Origin of the sequence: Pseudomonas sp. G.S.17 (genome assembly GCF_038096165.1) — a bacterium.
In the GTDB taxonomy this organism is placed as follows: domain Bacteria; phylum Pseudomonadota; class Gammaproteobacteria; order Pseudomonadales; family Pseudomonadaceae; genus Aquipseudomonas.
Genome location: NZ_CP151076.1, coordinates 1132227 through 1154508 on the forward strand (window position 1 = coordinate 1132227; position 22282 = coordinate 1154508).

Annotated in this window: 26 protein-coding genes; 8 read left to right on the forward strand and 18 right to left on the reverse strand. The window is 59.2% G+C overall.

Going from position 1 to position 22282, the window contains the following annotated elements:
* Positions 1-37 precede the first annotated feature (37 nt).
* On the forward strand, positions 38-556 hold the full coding sequence (locus tag AABC73_RS05040) for an acyloxyacyl hydrolase (RefSeq protein ID WP_341522698.1): 519 nt from the start codon (positions 38-40) through the stop codon (positions 554-556).
* A 246-nt stretch (positions 557-802) separates the two neighbouring features.
* On the opposite strand, the gene AABC73_RS05045 is transcribed toward AABC73_RS05040, so the two are convergent.
* The 12 genes from AABC73_RS05045 to AABC73_RS05100 all read right to left on the reverse strand — a co-directional run bounded on the left by AABC73_RS05045 (position 803) and on the right by AABC73_RS05100 (position 10856).
* The gene (locus AABC73_RS05045) at positions 803-1117 is read right to left on the reverse strand and encodes a YkgJ family cysteine cluster protein (protein WP_341522699.1); all 315 of its coding nucleotides are present in this window, start codon (positions 1115-1117) and stop codon (positions 803-805) included.
* Between the two features lie 26 nt (positions 1118-1143).
* Positions 1144-1683, reverse strand: a complete 540-nt coding sequence (locus tag AABC73_RS05050; RefSeq protein ID WP_341522700.1) for a DUF2878 domain-containing protein — start codon at positions 1681-1683, stop codon at positions 1144-1146.
* On the reverse strand, positions 1676-2944 hold the full coding sequence (locus tag AABC73_RS05055) for a cyclopropane-fatty-acyl-phospholipid synthase family protein (RefSeq protein ID WP_341522701.1): 1269 nt from the start codon (positions 2942-2944) through the stop codon (positions 1676-1678). Before AABC73_RS05055 ends, AABC73_RS05050 begins: the two co-directional genes overlap by 8 nt.
* Positions 2931-3731 carry a DUF1365 domain-containing protein gene (locus AABC73_RS05060; protein WP_341522702.1) on the reverse strand — a complete coding sequence of 267 codons (801 nt, stop codon included), beginning with the start codon at positions 3729-3731 and terminating at the stop codon, positions 2931-2933. Before AABC73_RS05060 ends, AABC73_RS05055 begins: the two co-directional genes overlap by 14 nt.
* Positions 3728-4975 carry an FAD-dependent oxidoreductase gene (locus AABC73_RS05065; protein ID WP_331150217.1) on the reverse strand — a complete coding sequence of 416 codons (1248 nt, stop codon included), beginning with the start codon at positions 4973-4975 and terminating at the stop codon, positions 3728-3730. Before AABC73_RS05065 ends, AABC73_RS05060 begins: the two co-directional genes overlap by 4 nt.
* Positions 4972-5754, reverse strand: coding sequence for an SDR family NAD(P)-dependent oxidoreductase (locus tag AABC73_RS05070; RefSeq protein WP_341522703.1), 783 nt, complete (start codon positions 5752-5754; stop codon positions 4972-4974). Before AABC73_RS05070 ends, AABC73_RS05065 begins: the two co-directional genes overlap by 4 nt.
* Entirely contained in the window at positions 5751-6173 is a 423-nt protein-coding gene (locus AABC73_RS05075; RefSeq protein ID WP_341522704.1) for a nuclear transport factor 2 family protein, read from the reverse strand. Before AABC73_RS05075 ends, AABC73_RS05070 begins: the two co-directional genes overlap by 4 nt.
* Complete coding sequence (phrB, locus tag AABC73_RS05080; protein WP_341522705.1) at positions 6166-7614, reverse strand: deoxyribodipyrimidine photo-lyase; 1449 nt, start codon at positions 7612-7614, stop codon at positions 6166-6168. Before phrB ends, AABC73_RS05075 begins: the two co-directional genes overlap by 8 nt.
* 9 nt (positions 7615-7623) lie before the next feature.
* A complete protein-coding gene (locus AABC73_RS05085) occupies positions 7624-8553 on the reverse strand; it encodes a MerR family transcriptional regulator (protein WP_341522706.1) in 930 nt (309 codons plus the stop codon).
* 3 nt (positions 8554-8556) lie between these two features.
* Positions 8557-9519: a DUF523 and DUF1722 domain-containing protein gene (locus AABC73_RS05090; protein WP_341522707.1), complete on the reverse strand. Its 963-nt coding sequence runs from the start codon at positions 9517-9519 to the stop codon at positions 8557-8559.
* 138 nt (positions 9520-9657) lie between these two features.
* Positions 9658-9873 (reverse strand): TIGR02450 family Trp-rich protein, encoded by a 216-nt coding sequence (locus AABC73_RS05095; RefSeq protein WP_341522708.1) that lies wholly within the window; start codon positions 9871-9873, stop codon positions 9658-9660.
* Positions 9870-10856: an NAD(P)/FAD-dependent oxidoreductase gene (locus AABC73_RS05100; protein WP_341522709.1), complete on the reverse strand. Its 987-nt coding sequence runs from the start codon at positions 10854-10856 to the stop codon at positions 9870-9872. The genes AABC73_RS05095 and AABC73_RS05100 overlap by 4 nt, the downstream gene beginning before the upstream one ends.
* A gap of 294 nt (positions 10857-11150) precedes the next feature.
* Between AABC73_RS05100 and AABC73_RS05105 the strand changes: the two genes are divergently transcribed.
* Both AABC73_RS05105 and hemH read left to right on the forward strand, forming a co-directional pair.
* Positions 11151-12053, forward strand: coding sequence for a TIGR01777 family oxidoreductase (locus AABC73_RS05105; RefSeq protein ID WP_341522710.1), 903 nt, complete (start codon positions 11151-11153; stop codon positions 12051-12053).
* Positions 12054-12066: 13 nt separating this feature from the next.
* On the forward strand, positions 12067-13092 hold the full coding sequence (gene hemH / locus AABC73_RS05110) for a ferrochelatase (protein ID WP_341522711.1): 1026 nt from the start codon (positions 12067-12069) through the stop codon (positions 13090-13092).
* A 96-nt stretch (positions 13093-13188) separates the two neighbouring features.
* On the opposite strand, the gene AABC73_RS05115 is transcribed toward hemH, so the two are convergent.
* Positions 13189-14466 (reverse strand): uracil-xanthine permease family protein, encoded by a 1278-nt coding sequence (locus AABC73_RS05115; RefSeq protein WP_065833266.1) that lies wholly within the window; start codon positions 14464-14466, stop codon positions 13189-13191.
* Positions 14466-15104, reverse strand: coding sequence for a uracil phosphoribosyltransferase (gene upp, locus AABC73_RS05120; RefSeq protein WP_331151638.1), 639 nt, complete (start codon positions 15102-15104; stop codon positions 14466-14468). Before upp ends, AABC73_RS05115 begins: the two co-directional genes overlap by 1 nt.
* Before the next feature lie 184 nt (positions 15105-15288).
* Between upp and AABC73_RS05125 the strand changes: the two genes are divergently transcribed.
* From AABC73_RS05125 to AABC73_RS05135, 3 genes are all read left to right on the forward strand, one after another.
* The gene (locus AABC73_RS05125; protein ID WP_065833264.1) at positions 15289-15846 is read left to right on the forward strand and encodes a hypoxanthine-guanine phosphoribosyltransferase; all 558 of its coding nucleotides are present in this window, start codon (positions 15289-15291) and stop codon (positions 15844-15846) included.
* 213 nt (positions 15847-16059) lie between these two features.
* Positions 16060-16548, forward strand: a complete 489-nt coding sequence (locus AABC73_RS05130) for a hypothetical protein (protein ID WP_341522712.1) — start codon at positions 16060-16062, stop codon at positions 16546-16548.
* A gap of 67 nt (positions 16549-16615) precedes the next feature.
* Positions 16616-16903, forward strand: a complete 288-nt coding sequence (locus AABC73_RS05135) for a PA4642 family protein (RefSeq protein WP_341522713.1) — start codon at positions 16616-16618, stop codon at positions 16901-16903.
* Between the two features lie 57 nt (positions 16904-16960).
* Here AABC73_RS05135 and mqo read toward each other — a convergent pair whose 3' ends face one another.
* On the reverse strand, positions 16961-18469 hold the full coding sequence (gene mqo / locus AABC73_RS05140; RefSeq protein ID WP_341522714.1) for a malate dehydrogenase (quinone): 1509 nt from the start codon (positions 18467-18469) through the stop codon (positions 16961-16963).
* Between the two features lie 729 nt (positions 18470-19198).
* Positions 19199-19432: a hypothetical protein gene (locus AABC73_RS05145; protein WP_341522715.1), complete on the reverse strand. Its 234-nt coding sequence runs from the start codon at positions 19430-19432 to the stop codon at positions 19199-19201.
* A gap of 172 nt (positions 19433-19604) precedes the next feature.
* Between AABC73_RS05145 and AABC73_RS05150 the strand changes: the two genes are divergently transcribed.
* On the forward strand, positions 19605-20186 hold the full coding sequence (locus AABC73_RS05150) for a YajG family lipoprotein (RefSeq protein WP_341522716.1): 582 nt from the start codon (positions 19605-19607) through the stop codon (positions 20184-20186).
* A 177-nt stretch (positions 20187-20363) separates the two neighbouring features.
* Here AABC73_RS05150 and AABC73_RS05155 read toward each other — a convergent pair whose 3' ends face one another.
* Positions 20364-20570: a hypothetical protein gene (locus tag AABC73_RS05155; protein WP_020290451.1), complete on the reverse strand. Its 207-nt coding sequence runs from the start codon at positions 20568-20570 to the stop codon at positions 20364-20366.
* 143 nt (positions 20571-20713) lie between these two features.
* On the opposite strand from AABC73_RS05155, the gene AABC73_RS05160 reads away from it, so the two are divergent.
* Positions 20714-20983 (forward strand): hypothetical protein, encoded by a 270-nt coding sequence (locus AABC73_RS05160; RefSeq protein ID WP_341522717.1) that lies wholly within the window; start codon positions 20714-20716, stop codon positions 20981-20983.
* A gap of 67 nt (positions 20984-21050) precedes the next feature.
* Here the strand turns inward: AABC73_RS05160 and AABC73_RS05165 are convergent, their stop codons facing one another.
* Positions 21051-22214 carry a 1-acyl-sn-glycerol-3-phosphate acyltransferase gene (locus AABC73_RS05165; RefSeq protein ID WP_341522718.1) on the reverse strand — a complete coding sequence of 388 codons (1164 nt, stop codon included), beginning with the start codon at positions 22212-22214 and terminating at the stop codon, positions 21051-21053.
* Positions 22215-22282: the final 68 nt, after the last annotated feature.

Here is a 22282-nt window from a genome sequence, read left to right on the forward strand (position 1 = left end):
AAAATCCTTATAACTGCAATCGAGTAGGAAGTTTCTGATGAAGCGTCTTCTTTGTTTGGCCGCGATTGCGGCCGCACTCGCGGGGGTCAATACCACCGCTCAAGCCGCAGGTGTCGAGTTCTCGGTGGGTCAAACCGGCGAAGAAACACAGACTTATCGGCTGGGTATGAAGTTTGACTGGGACAAGAGCTGGCTGCAGAGCGATGTGGGCCGCCTGACCGGCTATTGGGACGGGGCTTACACGTACTGGGATGGCGACAAACGCTCTAGCAACAATAGCCTGTCGTTTTCCCCGGTGTTCGTTTATGAGTTTTCCGGCGAAACCGTCAAGCCCTACATTGAAGCGGGCATTGGTGTAGCGGTTTTTTCCCACACGCAAGTAGAAGACAACAAACTGGGTTCAGCCTTCAACTTTGAAGACCGCATCGGCTTCGGTCTGCGCTTTGCCGGCGGACATGAAGTAGGTATCCGCGCGACGCACTATTCAAACGCAGGTATCAAAGAGCCAAACGATGGTATTGAAAGCTACGCGTTGCATTACACGATGCCGCTGTAAGCTTTCGGGTCGATCGGGCATTGAATTGTGGGAGCGAGCTTGCTCGCGAAGAGTCAATCATATCCGGCCTGATTTTCGGGTCTGAATATCGCCTTCGCAAGCAAGCTTGCTCCCACAGGTGAAATGCGGTCATCCCGTGGGACCGGATTTATCCGGGAAGGCGTCGGTGCAGACGCCACATCTGCGGCATCTGTGGGTTGCCCTCAAACATAGAATCTCCCACAGATTGTATTTATATTGCTCGCCTTATAAATAAGCGGTCTCAATCCCCCGCCGCTCATTCATGCAATCCTCCGAGCCCGTCTCGAACTCGCGGCAGATCAGCGGTCGCTTTTCATAGATCGTGCACATCATGCTGTTGCGATCCAGTGCCGCACACCAACCATCATCCAGGCGCAGCATGACTTCGCCGCCCCAGTCGTCATTGTCGATGTAGCGTTCAGGCACGCCGGTGTCGGTGATCAGCATCACTTCCAGCTGGCAACAGCAGGCCGCACAGGTCGAGCAGGTCACTGCGGTTTCTGTGGGGATTTGATTGGTCGGGATCAGGGTCGGCGTCATAGGCGCGCAGTGTATGCCAGCACAGGTCACTCGTGTGGAATGCCTGACCGGTGCCCGCGCTGTTGATCGGGCTGCAGTGCCTGAAAATACCCGGCCAGCCATTGCAGCAAAGGGAACACCGCCGCCCATATCACGGCCAGGACAAACATGCTCGGCCACAGGCCTAGCGGCAGATGCACGCCGGCCAATTGCGAACCGGCGTAATACGACATCGGCCCGCCGATCGCGCCCAGCAGGCTGGCGCGCCACCAGGGTTTGGCGGTCCAGCTCAGGCAGTGATTTAACGTCGTCGCCAGGATCGCCCACAGCAGCATCAGCCATGGCGGAATCAGCGGCCCGCCCGCATCGAAATCAAATACCCCCAGCATCAGCAGCGCACTGTCGAGAATCGTGCCCAGCCCGGTTATCCACAGCAGCAGCTTGCCTTCTGCCGCCCACGAACTTATCCACAGCAGATGCACGAGCAGTACGCCAATCGGGATCAGCAACCAGAAGCTGTCACCGCCGATGACACAGGCGAACCAGCCCGCCTGGAACAGCGCGGCGTTGGCGATCTGTTTAAGCATCGAAGCGACCCAGCAACGGTTGCGGCAAGGCGGCCGGTTTGGCCAGCAGCAGTTGCGCCGTGCCGATGGTGCGTTCGAGAAAACCGCCTTCGCAATAACACAGGTAAAACTCCCACAGGCGCAGGAAGTAGTCGTCGTAACCCAACTCCATCAAATAACCATGGGCGTGGCTGAAATTCTCGTGCCACAAACGCAAGGTGCGCGCGTAATGCAGGCCGAAATCCTCCATGTGCAGCAGGTTCATGTCGGTGTCACGGCCGACGATTTCGATCATTTTGTGCACAGACGGCAACGCGCCGCCGGGGAAGATATAGCGCTGAATGAAGTCGACACTGCGCTTGGCTTGCTCGTAGCGCTGCTCACGAATGGTGATGGCTTGCAGCAGCATCAAGCCGTTGTCCTTGAGCAAGTGCGAACACTGCTTGAAATAGGTCGGCAGAAAACGATGGCCGACGGCTTCGATCATCTCGATGGAAACCAGCTTGTCGAACGTCCCGGTCAGGTCGCGGTAATCCTTGAGCAGCAAGGTGATTCGATCCTGCAGGCCCAGTTGGGTGATGCGCTGTTCGGTATAGGCGAATTGCTCTTTCGACAAGGTCGTGGTGGTGACTCGGCAACTGTAATTTTGGGCCGCATAGATCGCCATGCTGCCCCAGCCGGTGCCGATTTCCAGCAAATGATCGTCCGCCTTGAGCCCCAGTTTCTGGCAGATGCGCTCCAGCTTGTTCAGCTGCGCCTGCTCCAGCGTGTCTTCGGGAGTGAGGAATTGTGCGGCGGAATACATCATGGTCGGGTCGAGGAATTGCTCGAACAGCTCGTTGCCCAGATCGTAGTGTGCCGCGATGTTTTTCTGCGAGCCTTCCCGCGTGTTGCGATTGAGCCAGTGCAGGCTCTGAATGAACGGCCGCCCAAGACGGGCCATCCCGCCTTCCATGCCATCGAGCACATCCAGATTGCTGACGAAAACCCGGATCACCGCAGTCAGGTCCGGCGAAGTCCAGTAACCGTGGATAAACGCTTCGCCCGCGCCGATCGAACCGGAGCTGGCGACCATGCCCCAGGTGGCCGAATCCAGCACATGGATCTCACCCATTAACGGCGCGCCGGCCCGGCCGAACACATAACGCTCATCGCCCTCGACGACGACCAATTGCCCGGCGCGCAACTTCTCCAACTGGCGCAGCACCCCACGGCGCAGGAGGTTGGCGGTCAGGCTGTTGGTCCCCAGATTGGCAGAAAACCCACTGCTACTGCTTTTCATGGTGCTGGTCCTTGGGTTGCGCGGCGGCGGTGCGAAATTCGCCTTCTGCGGCCTGGTGCGGAAAAATCGGGATACGTTTGATGAACAGACGCACGGCTTGCCAATAGATCGCCAGACAGGTCTTGGCGGTCATCCACGGGAACGTCAGCAGATAGCGATGCAGCGTCTGGCGATTCAGATCCTGGCGCTCGAGGTTCAGCGTGGCGTCGAACATCTTCAGCTCGCCCTGCCAGTCGGCCATGTGCACACCAAGACGGGCGGCGGGCTGGCTGAAGCTCATGCGGTATTCAAGGTCCCGTGGCAAAAACGGCGACACGTGGAACGCCTTTGCCACCGCGAAATGCTGATGACCTTCGCCATTGGCGGGCAGCACGTAGTGATAACGCTCGCCCCAGGGCGTATTGGTGACTTCGCAGAGGATCGCCGCGAGCGTGCCGTCCCGCTCATGGCAATAAAAGAAACTGACCGGATTGAACGCCAGACCCCAGCTACGCGCCTGGGTCAGCAGGCAGACCTTGCCCAGCGGCATGTGGCCGAGCGCCGCGTTGACCCGTTCGCGCACGGCTTCGATGAGCGGCACGCCGCATCCGGTCAGCGCGTGCAGATAGTCCGTTTCGCGAAAGGAAAACGCCGCAAATCGTCGCTCCCCGGCCAGCGGCGACAAACCGAACACCGCCGCTTGTTCGTCCAGATCCAGATACAGCAGGCCGATCCGATAACGGAAGTCGTGGGCCTTCGGCGCGAATCGGCGATGGCTGATCCAGCCGCTGTACAGGGCGCTGTTCACAGGGATTCTCCAAACTCGGCGGCCACGCGCAGAGCGCTGACCACGCCGTCTTCGTGGAAGCCATTGGCCCAATACGCGCCACAGAACCAGGTGTGGTTGGCGCCGTTGAGTTCTTGCCAGCGCGCCTGGGCTGCAACGCCGGCCAGGCTGTATTGCGGATGGGAATAGCTGTAGCGAGCGAGGATTTTCTGCGGATCGATGGCGGCGGTCTGGTTCAGGCTGACGCAGAACGTGGTGTCGCTTTCGATGCCCTGCAGGATGTTCATGTCGTAAGTGACGGCGGCCATCTGCTGCGCATCGCCGCCCAGTCGATAATTCCAGCTGGCCCACGCCAACCGCCGTTTGGGCAGCAGGCCGATGTCGGTATGCAACACCACGTCGTTTTCGGCATAGGGCAGGGCGCCCAGGATTTCCTGCTCAGTGGCGGTCGGTTCCGCCAGCAGCTTGAGGGCCTGATCGCTGTGGCAGGCGAAAATCACCTTATCGAAGCGCTCGCTGCCCGCCGCACTGTTGATCGTCACGCATTGCGCGCCACGCTGAACGCTGTGAACCGGGCAGGCCAGGCGAATGTGTTGGCGAAACGAAGCGGTCAGCGGCTCGATATATTGACTGGAACCGCCTTCGACGACGCACCACTGCGGGCGGTGGTTGACGGACAGCAGCCCGTGATTCTTGAAAAACCGCACGAAGAACTGCAACGGGAAGGCCAGCATGTCCGCCAGGGACATCGACCAGATCGCCGCGCCCATGGGCACGATGTAATGCTCGGTAAAGCGCTGCCCATAGCCGGCACTTTTCAGGTAGGCACCCAAGGTGGTGTCGGCGGCGATGCGCTGGCTTTGCAGATCATCTAGCGCTTCGCGATTGAAGCGCAGGATATCGCGCAGCATGCCCCAGAACGTTGGCGACAACAGATTGCTGCGCTGGGCGAACAGGCTATTGAGATTGTTGCCGTTGTATTCGGTGCGGCTTTTTGGATCGCTGACTGAAAAACTCATTTCGGTGGGCTTGAAGCCGACGCCGAGGGTTTCCAGCAAGCGAATAAAGTTCGGATACGTCCAGTCATTGAACACGATGAAGCCGGTATCGATGGCGTACTCGCGACCGTTGACTTGAACATCCACCGTATGGGTGTGACCGCCGATCCAGTCCGCCGCCTCGAACACCGTGATGTCATGCGAGCGGTTGAGCAGATAAGCACTGGTCAGGCCAGCAATGCCGCTGCCAATGATGGCGATTTTCATCGCTCGTCCTTGGCCGGAGCGCGTGCCATGCGTTTGCCCAGGGCCAGTTGCAGACGCGTCGGCAACAGCGACAACAGGCGCAGCATCAGGATGAAGGGTAAGGGGAAGGCGATTTCCAGCGGACGGCGACTACGCTGCAGGCGTTCGGCGATGTGCTTGCCGGCCTTTTGCGCCGACCAGCGCATGGGCATGGCAAAGTCGTTTTTGGCAGTCAGCGGTGTATCGACAAAACCTGGGCTGACCACGGTGACATCGATGTTTTCCTGGGCCAGGTCAACGCGCAACGACTCGAACAGATAGCGCAAGCCGGCCTTGGACGCGCCGTAAGCTTCGCTGCGGGTCAACGGCAGAAAGGTGACCGAACTGCAAACGCCAACCAGGTGAGGTTCACGGCCATTGCGCAGCAAGAGCAGCGCTTCCTGCACGCAATAGGAACTGGCCAGCAGATTGGTGCGCACCACACGTTCGAACAGCGCCGCGTCGTAGTGGCTACTGTCGATGTATTCGCAGGTGCCAGCGTTGAGTATCGCGGTATCCAGCGCACCCCAGAGCTGGTTGATCCGGTCGCCGATTGCCGTGACTTGCTCGCCGTCGGTGACATCGCCCGGGGCCAGCAGCACTTGTCCGGGATACCGGTTTCCCAGGTCTTCAAGGGGCTTGACGGTGCGGGCGGTCAGCGCCAGCAAATGACCGTCCTTGAGCAGCTGCTCGGCCAGTGCCAGGCCAATGCCGCTGCTGGCGCCAGTCAGCCAGATGCGGCGCGCGTTTGGATCGGTCATGCCAGTCTCCCTTTCAGCCACGAAATGCCCCGACCCATGATTGGCAGGTGCTCGTAAAGCAATGCGCCGGCATCGAAGTAATCCCGGTGTTGATAAACCTTGTCCCGCCAGAGCAGGTGCGAGCAGCCATCGACGCGGATCAGGCGGCCGTTGGCCAGGCGCGGATGTGCGTAACTCATGGTCCAGCGCAAGTAACCGCTGCCCGTTGCCACTTCGTCGAAAGCGTAAAAATCGAAATGCAGCTGGGTGACATTGGCGTACAGCTGGGCGAAGTAGTCCTGCATGTTCGCGAGGCCCCGGATCTTGTGCAGCGGATCGGTGAACACCGCGTCGTCGCTGTACAAGGTGCCGAGGCGATGCAGGCTGGTTTTGTCCAGCGCGGCAAAGTCACGGGCGAAACGCCGCAGGAAATCACTCATGGCTTGGCTCGGCAGCAGGTTGGCGATGGGGCAGCGCTTTGAACGCGGCCAGGGCACGGGCGCGGCTGCTGCTCAGATCGACAATGGGTTTCGGGTAATCAGCCACACCAAACAGGCCGCCGGCCGCTGCCGGGTTGTGCACTTCTTTTTTGTTCAGCCCGGCCAGTTCCGGCAGCCATTGCTTGAGGAAGAGGCCTTCGGCGTCGAATTTTTCCGACTGGGCCAGCGGGTTGAAGATCCGGAAATAAGGCGACGAATCGGTGCCAGTGGAAGAGCTCCACTGCCAGCCACCATTGTTCGCGGCCAGATCGCCATCGATCAGATGATGCATGAAGAAACGCTCGCCTTCACGCCAGTCGATCAGCAGGTTCTTGGTCAAAAACATCGCCACCACCATGCGCAACCGGTTGTGCATCCAGCCGGTTTCCAGTAATTGGCGCATGGCGGCATCAATGATCGGCAGGCCGGTGCGGGCTTGTTGCCAGGCCGTCAGCTCTTGCGGGGCATCGCGCCATTTCAGCGCTTCGGTCTCGGGACGAAATGCGCGATGCCGCGAGACGCGCGGGTAGCCCACCAGAATGTGTTTGTAGAACTCGCGCCACAGCAACTCGTTGATCCAGGTGACTGCGCCGATGCTGCCGGTTTCGAACTCGCCATGGTTGCTGATCAACGCCGCATGCAGGCACTGACGCGGGGAAATCACCCCGGCCGCGAGATACGCCGATAGCTGGCTGGTCCCGGGCTTGGCCGGGAAGTCGCGTTCGCTGCGGTAATAGTCGATCTGTTCGTCGCTGAACGCTTCCAGTCGGCGTTGTGCTTCGTCTTCACCGGCAGGCCACAAGGCTTGCAGCGCGACACTCGGCGTCGCGAAACCTTGCGCCTGCGTCGGTATCGAATCGCTGACGATGCTCAGCGCCTGCTGTTTATGCGGCGCGTGAATCAGGCGCGGCATGGCCTGATGCATACGCGCATAACAGACCTTGCGGAACTGGCTGAACACCTGGAAATAGTTGCCGGTCTTGGTCAGTACGGTGCCGGGCTTGAAGAACAGTTGATCCAGATAGCTGCGCCAGTGGATGCCGTCCTGCTCAAGGGCGTTCGCCACGGCCAGATCGCGGCGGGTTTCGTTGATGCCATATTCTTCGTTGGCATGCACGCGTTCGATGTGCAGTTCACGGCACAATTGGCGCAACACGTCCGGCGCCTGATCCCAGGTGTCAGCGTGGCGAATCAACAACGGCACGTTCAACCCGCTCAGGGCTTTTTCCAGTTCCACCAGATTACGCAGCCAGAAATCCACTTTGCACGGCGCATCATCATGACGCCGCCATTGCTCGGGGCTGATCAGGTAGACGGCCACTGCCGGACCCTGCTCCATGGCAGCGGTCAGTGCAGTGTTGTCGTGAGTGCGCAAATCACTGCGCAGCCAAAGCAGTTGCATAGTCATTCCTTAGATAAGCCCCAGCTCTTGCAAGGCGGTTTGCGCGCCAAGCGGACCTTCCGCGAGGGCCAGGCCTTCGATGCGGGTCGGCGCCACGTTGAGTTCGTTGTAATGAATGCGCACGGCCGATCCGGCGAGCAGCGCGGGGCAGGTGATATTGGCCAGCAACTTGGGCAGCAGGCTGATGTTCAAGGCCTTGCTTGAATACAGCAGCACCGCGCGCGGTTCGAGCAGATCACTGGCCAGGGCCAGTTCGCCGACCGGGAGTGGCCAGTCGAATACTTCCACCGCGCAGTCGTTGCTGCTCACCAGCCAGGCTGTCAGCCACAGATGAGGTTCCAATGCCAGATCGGAGTGATTGACCAACAACACGGGTGCGCCGCTCAGCTGGCGATTGTTGTGATAGATCCGCGCGCCGAGCTTGCTGCGCAGCCAGGAGTAAAAGAACACGCGCTCCATTTGCCCGCCGAACTGCCCTTGCCAGCGGCATTCCAGCTCGGCCAGTAACGGCAGCAGTAGCTGTTGGCACAGCGTGCGCGGCGGATACAACGACATCGCCTGATTGAACACGTCGTCGACCCGGCGTTCGGCCAGTTCGCCGATGTGAGTTACCAGGGTTCGCCGCAAAGCATCCCAATCGTTACCCGGCACGCTGGCGTCTGGCTGGCGACTGTCGATCAGATGCTTGACCTGGCTGACCGAAACGCCACGGTTGAGCCAGGTCAGAATATTCATGACCCGCAGCACGTGGTAATCGGAATACAGACGATGCCCCTTGGGCGTGCGATGCGGGACGATCAAACCATAGCGGCGTTCCCAGGCGCGCAGCGTGACGGCGTTGACGCCGGTTTGCCGGGCAACCTCACGAATCGGCAGCCAGCCGCTTTCCAGCTCGGGCTCGGCTTCACTTTCGTGATCGGCAGGAGGGATTTCATTCATGGTTCAGAGCGCATTCCGCAGGCTGAGGTTTTCCGGATGGGGCTGCATGTACACCTGCAGCGCCACATACGGATCGGGGTGTTGGCGGAAGTGATGCTTGAGCAAAGTCAGCGGTACGATCAGCGGCACGATGCCTTGATGGTATTGCGTGATCAGCTGCTGGATTTCCTGCTTGTCGGCGGCGTCGATGGTCTGTTTCAGGTAGCCGGTCAAGTGCTGCAGGACATTGGTGTGGGTTCGGCGGGTGGCGCATTTTTTCAGGGCGCTCATCAGGTCGCTGAAATACTGCGTCGCGATGTCATTCGGGTCGCTGCGGCCCATGGTGCCGAGCAGCTTGCCCAGCGCCTTGTACTGCACCGGATTGTTGGCCATCAGCTGATATTTATAGCGCGAGTGAAATTCGGTCAGGCTGCGTCGGGTCAGGCCAGCGTTGAGCAATTGGTGCCAGGCGGCATAGGCGAACACTCGGGTAATAAAGTTTTCCCGCAGCACTGGGTCGTTGAGGCGACCGTCTTCTTCCACTGGCAGGTTGGGATGACGCGCACAAAACGCCTGGGCATAGATGCCGCGCCCGCCGCCATCAACAGGTGCACCGTTTTCCCGGTAAACCTTGACCCGCTCCAGCCCGCACGAAGGCGACTTCTGCATGAAGATATAGCCGCTGATGTCGTCCAGTTCGGTGGCCATCTGCACACCGTAATCGGCCAACGCCTGCGTGACGTTCAGTTCGCGATTGACGCTGCCCAGCGCCTGCGGATGTTGCGCGTCGCCCACCAGCCGGATCGGTTCACGGGGAATGCCCATGCCGATGGCGACCTCGGGACAGGCCGGAACGAACTCGAAGTATTCGGTCAGCGCACGAGTACACAGCTGAGATTCTTTATGACCGCCATTGAAACGCACCTCGGCGCCCAGCAGACAAGCGCTGATGCCGAGCTTCGGTTTATGAACTGCAGGCGTGGTCATGGCGAAACCTCTGATCAGGACTTATACAGATTTAAGTCTCTGTACAACTTCAGTCCATCATAGGTTCGCATTTGTACAAGTCAAATTATTTGTACAGGTTTTGTAGGGGCGCCCGTTGGAGCCAGACCGAAGCTGGATTTACTTCCAGCCCATCCGCCACGCGTCAGCGTTCTGCAAGGTTTGCCACGCCAGGCGCTCGCTGCGTTGCGTCAGCACGGCTTGTAGTTCGATCTCCAGCACCGTGCCTGCTTCATCGCGAAACAGTTCGGTGACCAGAAAGTGTTTCTCGCGATTGACCGGCTGTGCTGCTGTCCACTTCGACAGCAGCAGTTTGCCGGGATTGAGCCGGTTCAATTGAGGTGTTCCATCAAGCGCCGCGCAGCTTCCTGGCCGCTGAGCCAGGCGCCTTCGACGCGTCCGGACAGGCACCAGTCGCCGCACACATAAATGCCCAGATCGGAGTCGGACAACGCGCCCCATTCATGAGCGCTGGCGGGCCGCGCGTACAACCAGCGATGGGCCAGGCTGAAACTCGGCGCTGGCATCGCGCAGCCAATCAACTCGGCAAACGCGCCATGCAGATGCTCGATCACGGTTTCTTTGGGCATGTCCAGATGCTGCTTGGACCAGCTGCTGGTCGCATGCAGCACCCACGTGTCGAGGGTCACGTCGCGGCCGGGTTTACTGCGGTTGCGCGCCAGCCAGTCCAGCGGGCTGTCCTGTACGAAGCAGCCTTCCAACGGTGTTTCCAAGGGTTTGTTGAAGGCCAGGGCGACGGCCCAGGTCGGGTCCATTTTCACCCCGGCGGCCACGCCTGCGAGTTTCGGCGCAGCAGCCAGCAGCGTCGTGGCCTGAGGTGCTGGTGTGGCGATCACCACGTGGCTGAACGGACCATGGCTCTGGCCCTCCGCGTCCTGCAGATTCCAGTGATGTTCACCCTGAAACACTTCAGTGATGCGGCAGGAAAACGTCACGGGCAGATCGCCGAGCATGGCGCGGGTAATCGCACTCATGCCGGGTTTGCCGACCCAGCGCACTTGCTCGTCCGGGGACGGGCTGAGCTGGCCTGCATGAAAGTTGTAGAGCGAAGGCGTCCACTGTTCAACGCAGCCCTGGGCTTGCCATTGCTGAACAGCCGTCATGAAGCGGCGGTCGCGAGCAGTAAAATACTGGGCGCCCATGTCGAGCGAGCCTGCATCACTGCGTTTGCTGGACATCCTTCCGCCACTGCCGCGGCTTTTGTCGAAAAGATGTACGGAATGCCCGGCGGCGTTTAACGCCTGGGCGGCGGAGAGTCCGGCGATGCCGGTACCGATGATTGCGATAGGTACAGTCATAGGGGCCTCGTTACCTTGTCTGCACAGACTACGCCGTAGTTAAAACCTGTACAATATTGTTTTTTGGTATAACTTGCAGCCATCTGCTGTGCGCAGGCTGCTGACCCTTGCTCGTACGGCTCAAGCTTGAGTCGGGTGTCTCTGAAAACCTTTTTGTGACGATGCGAACGGATAGTCCCGCTTTACGCTCCTCAGGTTTGGCCTATCGTTCAAGCACAGCCTTGGCTTATGAATTCATGGGTCCTGAAAAATAGACTACGCAATAGCCCCGAACGCTACGCAAGGAAACCTGCCATGCACATATTGCTGACCGGCGGTACTGGATTGCTAGGACGTCAGCTCTGCCGACTCTGGCAAAAACAAGGTCACCAACTCACCGTCTGGAGTCGACGCCCCAGGGAAGTCACGCGTTTGTGTGGCGAGTCGGTGCGGGGCATCGCGCATCTCAACGATCTGGGCGAAGAGCCGGTGGATGCAGTGATCAACCTGGCTGGCGCGCCGATTGCCGACCGTCCCTGGACCCGCAAGCGCAAGGTGCTGTTGTGGGACAGCCGCATCGGGCTGACCGAACAATTGCTGGCCTGGCTTGAGCGCCGCGAGCAAAAACCTCGGGTGATGATCAGTGGCTCAGCCGTGGGCTGGTATGGCGACGGCGGAGAGCGCGAACTGGATGAGACCGCGCAGCCGGTCAAAGAAGATTTCGCCAGCAAGCTGTGCGGCGCGTGGGAAGAAACCGCGCAACGTGCCGAGGCCCTGGGCGTTCGCGTGGTGGTCATTCGCACGGGTTTGGTGTTGTCCAATGAAGGTGGTTTTCTGCAGCGATTATTGTTGCCCTTCAAGTTGGGCATGGGCGGGCCGATTGGCGGCGGGCGGCAGTGGATGCCGTGGATTCACATCCAGGACCAGATTGCCGCGATAGATTTTCTGTTAACAAACGATGACGCTCAGGGTCCGTATAATGTCTGCGCGCCATCACCGGTGCGCAATCGTGAATTCGCCAGGATCCTTGCTGGCGTGCTGCATCGCCCGGCGTTTATGCCGCTCCCCGGTCTCGCCCTGAAAATACTGATGGGCGAGTTGTCGGTGTTGTTGCTCGGCGGGCAGCGGGCTCGCCCGGCGCGGCTTGAAGCGGCTGGTTTTACCTTTCGATTTACCGAACTGCACGCAGCCCTCGACGATTTGCTGGGCCGCCACTGAAATAGGATGTTGCATGACCGATCACGCGTTGTTGCTGGTCAATCTGGGTTCTCCGGCCTCCACTTCGGTGGCGGACGTGCGCAGTTACCTCAATCAATTCCTCATGGACCCTTACGTTATCGACCTGCCGTGGCCGGTTCGTCGCTTGCTGGTGTCGCTGATCCTGATCAAGCGCCCCGAGCAGTCCGCGCACGCTTACGCCTCGATCTGGTGGGACGAAGGTTCGCCGCTGGTGGTGCTGAGCAAGCGCCTGCATCAGGCAATGACCAAGGAGTGGACGCACGGCCCGGTGGAACTGGCCATGCGTTATGGCGAGCCTTCCATCGAAACGGTGCTGACGCGCCTTTCCGGTCAAGGCATCAAAAAGGTCACGCTGGCACCGCTGTATCCGCAGTTTGCCGACAGCACGGTGACCACGGTTATCGAAGAAGCCAAACGGGTCGTGCGCAGCAAAGGCATGAAGATGCAGTTTTCGATCCTGCAGGCGTTTTACGACCAGCCGGAATACCTCGATGCATTGGTGGAGAACGTCCGCCCGCATTTGCAGCAGCCGCATGATCACCTGTTGCTGAGTTTTCATGGATTGCCGGAGCGTCACTTGCTCAAGCTTGACCCGACGCGCAGTCATTGCTTGAAAGGTCCGGATTGCTGCATGGCCGCACCACCGGAAGTGCTGGCGACCTGTTATCGCGCCCAGTGCATTCAGTCCGCCGCCGCGTTCGCCAAACGGATGGGCATCGCCGATGGCAAATGGTCGGTGTCGTTCCAGTCGAGGCTTGGCCGGGCGAAATGGATTGAACCCTACACCGAAGCCCATCTCGAAGAGCTTGCTGCGCAGGGCGTGAAGAAATTGCTGGTGATGTGCCCGGCGTTCGTCGCCGACTGCATCGAAACCCTGGAAGAGATTGGTGATCGGGGCGCTGAGCAGTTCAAGGCGGCGGGGGGCGAGGAGCTGGTGTTGATTCCGTGCCTGAACGACGATCCGAACTGGGCGGCGGCGCTGAACCGCCTGTGCGAGCGAGCGCCGTTGATGTTGTAGGTCAGGCCGTAGGACCGGCTTTAGCCGGGAGAATGTCCTCCCGGCTAAAGCCGGTGCTACGGTTCAATGCCACGTCCGACGGATCAATGCCGTGCCCTACGGCAATTGATCATCCAGATGCTTGTTCTTCCAGCTGTCATTCCCCGGCAGCAGCAGGTTCAGCGCTATCGCGGTCACGGCGCACAGGGAAATCCCTTTGAGGCCGAAATCGTCCGGGCCGTTGCCGGTGCCGATCAACACGCCGCCGATACCGAACACCAGCGTCACCGAGACAATCACCAGATTGCGCGCTTCGGCCAGATCGACCTTGTGGCGAATCAGCGTGTTCATGCCCACCGCCGCAATCGAACCGAACAACAGGCAGAGAATCCCGCCCATCACCGGCACCGGAATGCTCTGTAGCAGCGCGCCGAATTTGCCGATAAACGCCAGGCTGATAGCAAAGATCGCCGCCCAGGTCATGATCTTCGGGTTGTAGTTCTTGGTCAGCATCACCGCGCCCGTCACTTCGGCATAGGTGGTGTTGGGCGGCCCGCCGAACAGACCGGCTGCCGTGGTAGCAATCCCGTCGCCCAGCAAGGTGCGGTGCAAGCCCGGTTTCTTCAAATAGTCGCGTCCGGTCACGCTACCGACTGCGATCACCCCACCGATATGTTCGATGGCCGGAGCCAGCGCCACCGGCACGATGAACAGAATCGCCTGCCAGTTGAATTCCGGAGCGGTGAACGCAGGCAGCGCCAGCCAGGGAGCGGCGGCGATTTTTGCGGTGTCGACCACGCCGAAATAAAACGCCAGGGCAAAACCCACCAATACCCCGGAAATGATCGGCACCAGACGGAAAATCCCTTTGCCGAACACCGCTACGATCAGCGTGGTCAGCAGCGCAGGCATGGAAATCCACATGGCGATCTTGTATGGAATCAGTTCCGCGCCGTCGCCCGCCTTGCCCATCGCCATATTCGCGGCGATTGGTGCCATGGCCAGGCCGATGGAAATGATCACCGGGCCGATCACTACCGGTGGCAGCAGGCGATCGATGAAACCGGTGCCTTTGATCTTCACCGCCAGGCCGAGGAAGGTGTAGACGAAACCTGCCGCCATGATCCCGCCCATGGTCGCGGCCAGGCCGAACTGGCCCTTGGCGAGAATGATCGGCGTGATGAAGGCAAAGCTCGACGCCAGGAAAACCGGCACTTGCCGCCCGGTCACCAGCTGGAACAGCAAGGTGCCAAGGCCTGCGGTAAACAGTGCGACGTTAGGATCCAGCCCGGTGATCAGCGGCATCAATACCAGCGCGCCGAACGCCACGAAGAGCATCTGCGCGCCCGATAAAACCGTGCGCCAGAGTGGATCGTTGAACTCGTCCTGCTTCATTACGCGTCCTTTTGCTTGGTGCCGAAAATCTTGTCACCGGCATCGCCCAGGCCCGGAATGATGTAGCCGTGCTCGTTGAGGCGCTCATCGATGGACGCGGTGTAGATCGTCACGTCAGGGTGCGCAAGCTCGACGGCGGCAATGCCTTCCGGCGCGGCAACCAGCACCATGGCGCGGATTTCCTTGCAGCCGGCTTTCTTCAGCAGGTCAATCGTCGCCACCATCGAGCCGCCGGTGGCGAGCATCGGGTCGATGATCATCGCCAGGCGCTCGTCGATTTCCGGGACCAGTTTCTCCAGATAGGTGTGTGCTTCGAGGGTTTTTTCATTGCGGGCCACGCCCACGGCGCTGACCTTGGCGCCCGGAATCAGGGTGAGTACGCCGTCGAGCATGCCGATGCCAGCGCGCAGGATCGGCACCACGGTGATCTTCTTGCCGGCGATCTTTTCGACCTGCACGGTGCCGGCCCAACCCTGGATGTCGTAGGTTTCCAGCGGCAGGTCAGCGGTGGCTTCGTAAGTGAGCAGGGCGCCGACTTCCTGGGCCAGCTCACGGAAATTTTTGGTGCTGATGTCGGCACGGCGCATCAGGCCGAGCTTGTGCTGGATCAGCGGATGACGGATTTCACGGACAGGCATAAGGAAAGGCTCCGGCGGGGGGCAAAAAAACGGCCTAGGTTAATCTATTCAGCTGTTACTGTCCTACGGGTGATACGGCGTTTTCGTACGAATCCTGACACGTTAGTCCAGAATTGCTTGCCCTGACCCGAGCGGATGCGTACCTTTGCCCGCTTTTCTCACACTGCCCCCATTGGAGAGCGTCATGTCTGCTGATCTCGAGCATATCCGTCAAATCATGCGCGAGGCTGACTGCCTTTACACTGAAGCCGAAGTCGAAGCCTCTATCGCCAAGGTCGGTGCGCAGATCAATGCCGAACTCGCCGACCGTAACCCGGTAGTGTTTTGCGTGATGAACGGCGGGCTAATCTTCGCTGGCAAACTGCTGACGCATCTGAATTTCCCACTGGAAGCGTCGTACCTGCACGCGACCCGTTATCGCAACGAAACCAGTGGCGGCGATCTGTTCTGGAAAGCCAAGCCGGAAGTTTCATTCATCGATCGCGACGTGCTGATCATCGACGACATTCTGGATGAAGGTCACACCTTGGGCGCGATCGTCGACTTCTGCAAACATGCCGGTGCCAGCGCCGTCCACACTGCCGTGCTGATCGACAAGGACCACGACCGCAAAGCCCGTCCGGACCTGAAAGCCGATTTCGTCGGCCTGCCGTGCATCGACCGTTACATCTTCGGGTATGGCATGGATTACAAAGGCTACTGGCGCAACGCGGCCGGCATTTATGCAGTTAAAGGGATGTAATTGGTTGGATTGAACCCAATCCTGTAGATACCGTCTTGATTCTCATAACAACCCGTAGGACCGGCTTTAGCCGGGAGGAGGTCGATACATTCGCAGCAGTTGCGTCGTCAGACTTTCCGCCCTCCCGGCTAAAGCCGGTCCTACGAATCCTGTGTGCCGAAGGTAGTTGATCGCCATGCTAAAGTGCCAGCCCAGTCCTTGCGGGAAGTCGAAATGAAGTTTTTGATCCGTAGCGCGACGTTGGCGCTGTTGTGCAGTTTGCCCTTCGTGGCAAGCGTTTCAGCCGAGCCGATGCATGCCCAGTACCTGCCGCCCGACGATCTGAACGTCCGGGAAGGCGAGCCCGAACAGCAGCAGTTGTTGCAGATCACTGAATATTCCGTGGTGATCGGCAGCCAGCGGCAGTCCAATCAGCAACCGATTCCGGTTACGTCGCCGATCCTGCTGCGCCTCAAGGGCAAGCCGCTGAACAAGGGCGCGAGCATTTCCGAGGTGTTGATCCATTTCGATGGCGAAAGCAAAAGCCTGAAGAAGCCGACTTACGACGAGAAAAGCCGCGTGCTGACCCTGTATTACCCGGTTAACCAATACCGGATGATGGTCGATCTGCTGCGCAGCGAGAAGGTTTACTGTCAGTTCCTGACCTATGCCAACGGCCACGTCTGGGCCGATTTGCACACCACACCTGCGCGTATGCGTTGAGCCTTGAGCCGGGCGGGGGGTAAACTGCCCGCCGGTTAACATGTCCGCGATTCAGTTGGAGTCAGCAATGCGTAAAGATAAGAAACAGTTGATCGGAGACGAGATCGGCGATGCGCAGATCAAGTTGTTTCTCGATTTCGAGCCGGTCGACGCCATAGCGCCGTCGCTGCACAAGCTGATCAAGGCCTACCGTGGCCTGCGGGTCAATGATTTCGAGCGATTCCTGGTGTTCTTCCGCGAAGCCGGTTACGACTTTGATGGCAAGGACGAGCATGGCAACGACTTCATCGCCCTGATCAAGGACCAGCGCAATGCCGAGGAATACATCGAGCTGATCGAAAAAGCTCGCGGCTGATCGCAACCTCAGAGCAAAAAAAAACGCCCCGAAGGGCGTTTTTTTACGGCTGAGCGATCACGCGATGCTCTGTACCGGGCTGCGTTTTTCGATCAGCTCCAGGCGCTCGTTGTTCTCGGTACTGATGCGCTCATAGAGTTGCGCATCGGTTTCGAGAATCTTTTCCCGCGCCGGGAAGATCTCATTGAGCTTGGCAGCCCACTCGCCACGGGCTTTTTCCGGGAAGCAACGGTCGATCAGGTCCAGCATGATCGACACTGTTACCGAAGCGCCAGGTGAAGCGCCCAGCAGGGCCGCGAGAGAACCGTCCTTCGCAGACACCAGTTCGGTACCAAATTGCAGTACGCCGCCTTTCTTGGGATCTTTCTTGATGATCTGTACCCGTTGCCCGGCCACTTCCAGGCGCCAGTCTTCGGCCTTGGCTTCCGGGTAGAAGCGGCGCAGAGACTCAAGACGCTGCTCCATGGACTGCATGACTTCACTGACCAGATACTTGGTCAGATCCATGTTGTCCCGGGCCACGGCCAGCATCGGTCCGATATTGGCGGCACGAACCGACAATGGCAGATCCAGGAACGAGCCGTGCTTGAGGAACTTGGTGGTGAAACCGGCGTAAGGCCCGAACAGCAGGGATTTCTTGCCATCCACCACGCGCGTATCCAGGTGCGGTACGGACATCGGCGGCGAACCGACGGCTGCCTGGCTGTAGACCTTGGCCTGGTGACGCTTGACCACTTCCGGGTTGTCGCAACGCAGCCACTGGCCGCTGACCGGGAAGCCGCCAAAACCTTTGCTTTCTTCGATGCCCGACATTTGCAACAACGGCAAGGCCGCGCCACCTGCGCCAAGGAAGACGAATTTGGCGTCGATTTCGCGAGTACTGCCGCTGTTCACGTCCTTGATGCTGACGCTCCAGCCCGCGCCTTTACGGCTCAGGCCGGTTACGCGCTTGCAGTACTTGACCTGTGAATCCGGAGTGCTGGTCAGGTGCTTGAGCAACTGGTTGGTCAGGTTGCCGAAGTTGACGTCGGTGCCGTGCATCACACGGGTCGCGGCGATCTGCTCATCGGCCGGGCGGCCGGGCATCATCAGCGGCATCCACTCAGCGAGAGTGGCCTTGTCTTCGGTGTATTCCATGGACGCAAACGCGTGATGCTTGCGCATGGCTTCATAGCGAGTCTTGAGGAACGAAACGCCTTCCGCGCCCTGGACAAAACTCAGGTGCGGCACCGCGGCGATAAACGACTTCGAAGAGCCGAAAGTGCCCTTTTGCGTGAGATACGCCCAGAACTGCTTCGAAACTTCGAACTGGGTGTTGATGTGTACGGCTTTTTTGATGTCGATGGAACCGTCGGCCGCAGGCGGCGTGTAGTTCAGTTCGCAAAGCCCGGCGTGGCCGGTACCGGCGTTGTTCCACGGGTTGGAACTCTCCGCAGCGCCAGAATCCATCAGCTCAACGACTTCCAGCTTCAGGCTGGGGTCGAGCTCTTTGAGCAGTACGGCGAGGGTGGCACTCATGATGCCTGCCCCGACCAATACCACATCAACTGCTTCGTTATGCGCCATTAACGCGTCTCCAAAATCTGCAGCACCAAATTGACGGCATACGATCCCGAGGTCGGTCGCCAGGTCGCGGGGCATGGATCAAAGTAGTCCCCAGGTAACGCTGGCCAGGATCGGCATGTCCGGTTCTTCGCAATTTTTCGCATCGTCAACGGAGGTCACCAAGCGGACCTGAAAGCGGTTCATAAAGCTTGCATGAACGCATTTTTCAGGCCGAGCGGCCATTCGACTATCGTCAAGGCCTCCGGTAATGCAACCAAATCCGTAGGGGACAGGCTTCAGACTCCGGTCATGGAGACTGCGCAGCAGCGATCAATCCTGTTCAAAGGGGCTGGGTCAGACGCTGATAATGGTGCATTTACAAACGCGTACCTATTCATTTGCTTGCCACACTCTTGTGAAGTTGTGAAACCCGTTTTTTTCACGCTCTTTTGGAAACGTGAACCTCAAACCTCAAAAAGGGCTGCGCGATGGCAACTCTGGCAGATCGAAGGCAGGCAAGAGTAAGGCGCTTTATGGCAGGAAAGGTTCGAAACGATTCGCCAGCCAGCGAGTACAGATGCCTGCACATGATCTGTGTGGGCGGCTCTCTGTGGGCAATACGAAGGCGCTAATCCAGTGATTAGCAGTGCTGCGAGGCCCGATCAGGAGACGTCCTTATAATCGGGGGGAGATTATAGCGATGAAACGACGGGAATTGATCTGATTAAGTGACTTTTATTCGTCGTCCGGTCAGACGGTGAGCATGTGATGCGCAGCGGACCGGCTTGAAGCTCTCTGCCTGCGGGCGTTGGCGGGCAGTGGAGCGCCGAGCCAGGAGAGATTTTCTTCGACGATTTCGACCCATTCGCTGCCTGCCGGAGCCTGACGGCAGCGTTTGAATGCCTGGCAAATGCCGGATTGGTCGACGCGGGCGTAGTGGCGGTATTGACGACGCAGGCTGAACAGTGACCAGAGAAAGTCCATGACGATGCTCCTGTTGGGTTGAGCATAGGTTGCACGCTGGACGTGACATGACGGTGACACCTGTGTTGCTGAACCATTGCGGTCTGTTTGCAGTCCGATTTTAACTGGTTGGCGTGCCGTGAGCGCCGCTATACTGCGGCACATTTAGTGCCCTGCCCATGGAGAGATGAGCATGCTGCGTCGCATTTTGTTTGGTTTGCTTGCTGTTAGCAGTCTTACGCTGGTCGGCTGTGCCCACAGCCCGCAACAACTCAGTCCGCAGCCCAAGCTGAACGCCCAGCTTGCGCCGGTCGGCCGTGGCCAGCCGGTGGTCGTGCGTGTGGTTGATGGTCGTCCTGGCCCGACACTGGGTACCCGTGGCGGCATGTACCCGGAAACCAGCGCGATCAGCGTATCCAGTGCCGATCTGTTGCCCAAGCTGCAAGCCCAGGCCGAAGCGGCTGTACGTTTGCTGGGCTTCACGCCGAGTTCCAGTGGCAGCGGTCCGCAATTGACCGTGACCCTCGCCGACCTGAAATATCAGTCCCCGAAAGAAGGCCTGTACGTAACCGAGGCGACCATCAGCTCGACGTTCCGCGCTGACGTGCAGAACAACGGTAAAAGCTACAGCGGTCGTTATGCCGCATCCCTGGACCAGCGCTTCGGCATGGCGCCGAACCAGGAAACCAACACCAAGCTGGTCAGCGACGTGTTGAGTGATGCGCTGACGCGTCTGTTCCAGGATCAGACGATCGGCCGCACGCTGGCGCAGTAATAGCGTTAGCGCTGGATCAAAAAAACCCGGACCTCTGTGAAGAGGCCGGGTTTTTTGTTGTGTGACGAAAGCAGGCTTGGTGGGAGTGAGCTTGCTCGCGAAGAGGCCAGTGCGTTTAACCGTTTTTCTGGGTATGAAAAAAGGCTTCGCGGGCAAGCCTCCAGCAGGCTCTTTATCTCATGCCGCCTGCTGATAAAAATCCAGAAAACTGAAACCGGTCTGCTGGTCCATGTCCGGCAGATCATGGTGCTGATGGCCGCCGAGGGCGCAGTACACCAGCCAGTGGCGGTCCTGGACGTTGAAGGACAAAGCGTCGATCAATGCTTCCTGTTCGTCGCTCGGGGCGATCAAATACAGGCGGTCCTGATTCTTGGCGTGCAGCATGGATGGCTCCAGAAGGGATCGAGGTTATCCCTCGAGGTGCCATACAGTGCCCGGTTCAGGTTACGTTAAGGTGACGGTGGCTAAATTAGAGTTCTGTCCACTCTGAATCCCACGGCGCGCTTTGAAACGCCATCGAGGCTGCAATGTCGCTGTTACCTCTCACGCCTGCCTTTACCCTGAACCTGCTTGCATTGCTGGCCGCTTGCCCCGGAATCGGCCTGCTGTCCGTGACGCGAAACCGGGAACAACGCGAACTCAAGCAGCTCGCAGTGCTCAGCGCGTTGTCGCAGATCGACGAGCCCATGCATCTGATGGACGTCTCGTTATTGCGCATGAACCGCCTGTGTTATCGCGTGGGTGGGGCTTGTCTGGGGTTTGCGTTGCTGCTGTCGTGGGTCAGCACCGGTCTGTAGCCCTTGCTGTGACCCATAAAAAAGGCGCTCTTGAAGAGCGCCTTGTTTTTTTGCCGCCGTTCGCGAGTTACAGCGCAATCCCGGCTTTGACCCGATACTGATTGCGTACCGGCATCGCGTATTGCTGGACCAGAAACGGCTGATGTTCTTCCGGGCATCCTTCGAGGCGGCGCTGCCATTCTTCCTGGGCTTTGGCCAGTTCCTCGGGCGCAAACACATCCGCCGCCAGTGGCACGCCGAGTGCCGGCTCGGCATCAGCCCATTGCGCATAAGCCAGGTAATGCACCGGGAACAGGCGATAGCCGCCGAGAATCTGCCGATCCATTTCGATGGCCAGCGCTTTGGTGTCTTCGAACAACTCGGTGATCGGCGGCGCGAAGTTCACATGCACCCGGCCTTTGTAGCCGGTAATCCCCAACGCGATGCTGACGTCATCCTCGCCCGGCACCTTGGTGTAACTCCCGGTAGTGGCGCGGATGTACAGTTCGCGTGCCTTGGCATGATCGCACGGGTCGTATTCGTAGCTGATCGACACGGGCGTCAGGTTCAGCGAACGGATCACTTCGCCAAACGGCTCGTCCTTGCGGCTCATGTGGAACATTTTCAGGATCGCCGATTCAGTACGGTCGTCGCCGTCCTTGGCCCTGCCTTCGGCCTGGGCGATCCAGATCGACTGGCAATCGTTGCGAATCGAGTGATTGATGTAGGCCGACAACAGCTGGTACGCCGCCATCTTTTCCCGGCGTCCGATGATCGAACGGTGCACGATGAAGCTCTTGTTCAGGCGCATCAGGTCGCTGACGAAGGGCTTCTGCAGCAGATTGTCGCCGATGGCAATGCGCGGAGTCGGCAAGCCTGCGTGATAAATCGCGTAGTTGACGAAGGCCGGGTCCATCACTATGTCGCGATGGTTGGCCAGAAACAGATAGGCACTGCCGGACTTGAACTGCTCGACGCCGGTGTAGGTCACACCGTCAGTGGCGCGCTCGATGGTGTGGTCGACGTAATACTCGACCTTGTCCTGAAGCGTGGCCACCGAATCGATACCGGCAAACTCGCGACGCAGCTTGCGCGCCAGCACCGGTTGCAGCACCCAGCCAAACGCGCCGGCCAGGCGCGGGAAGCGGAAATGAGTCAGGATCGCCAGGAATGCTTTGTCACTGAGCAGGCGCGCGAGTACAGCTGGGACTTCGGCGTCGTCGTAAGGTCGGATGGCATCGAATTCGCCCATCATGCTCTCTTGTAGGGAATGGCAGGAAAAGGAAGGCTGGGTCTGAAAATAACGTCCAGACTCTAGTA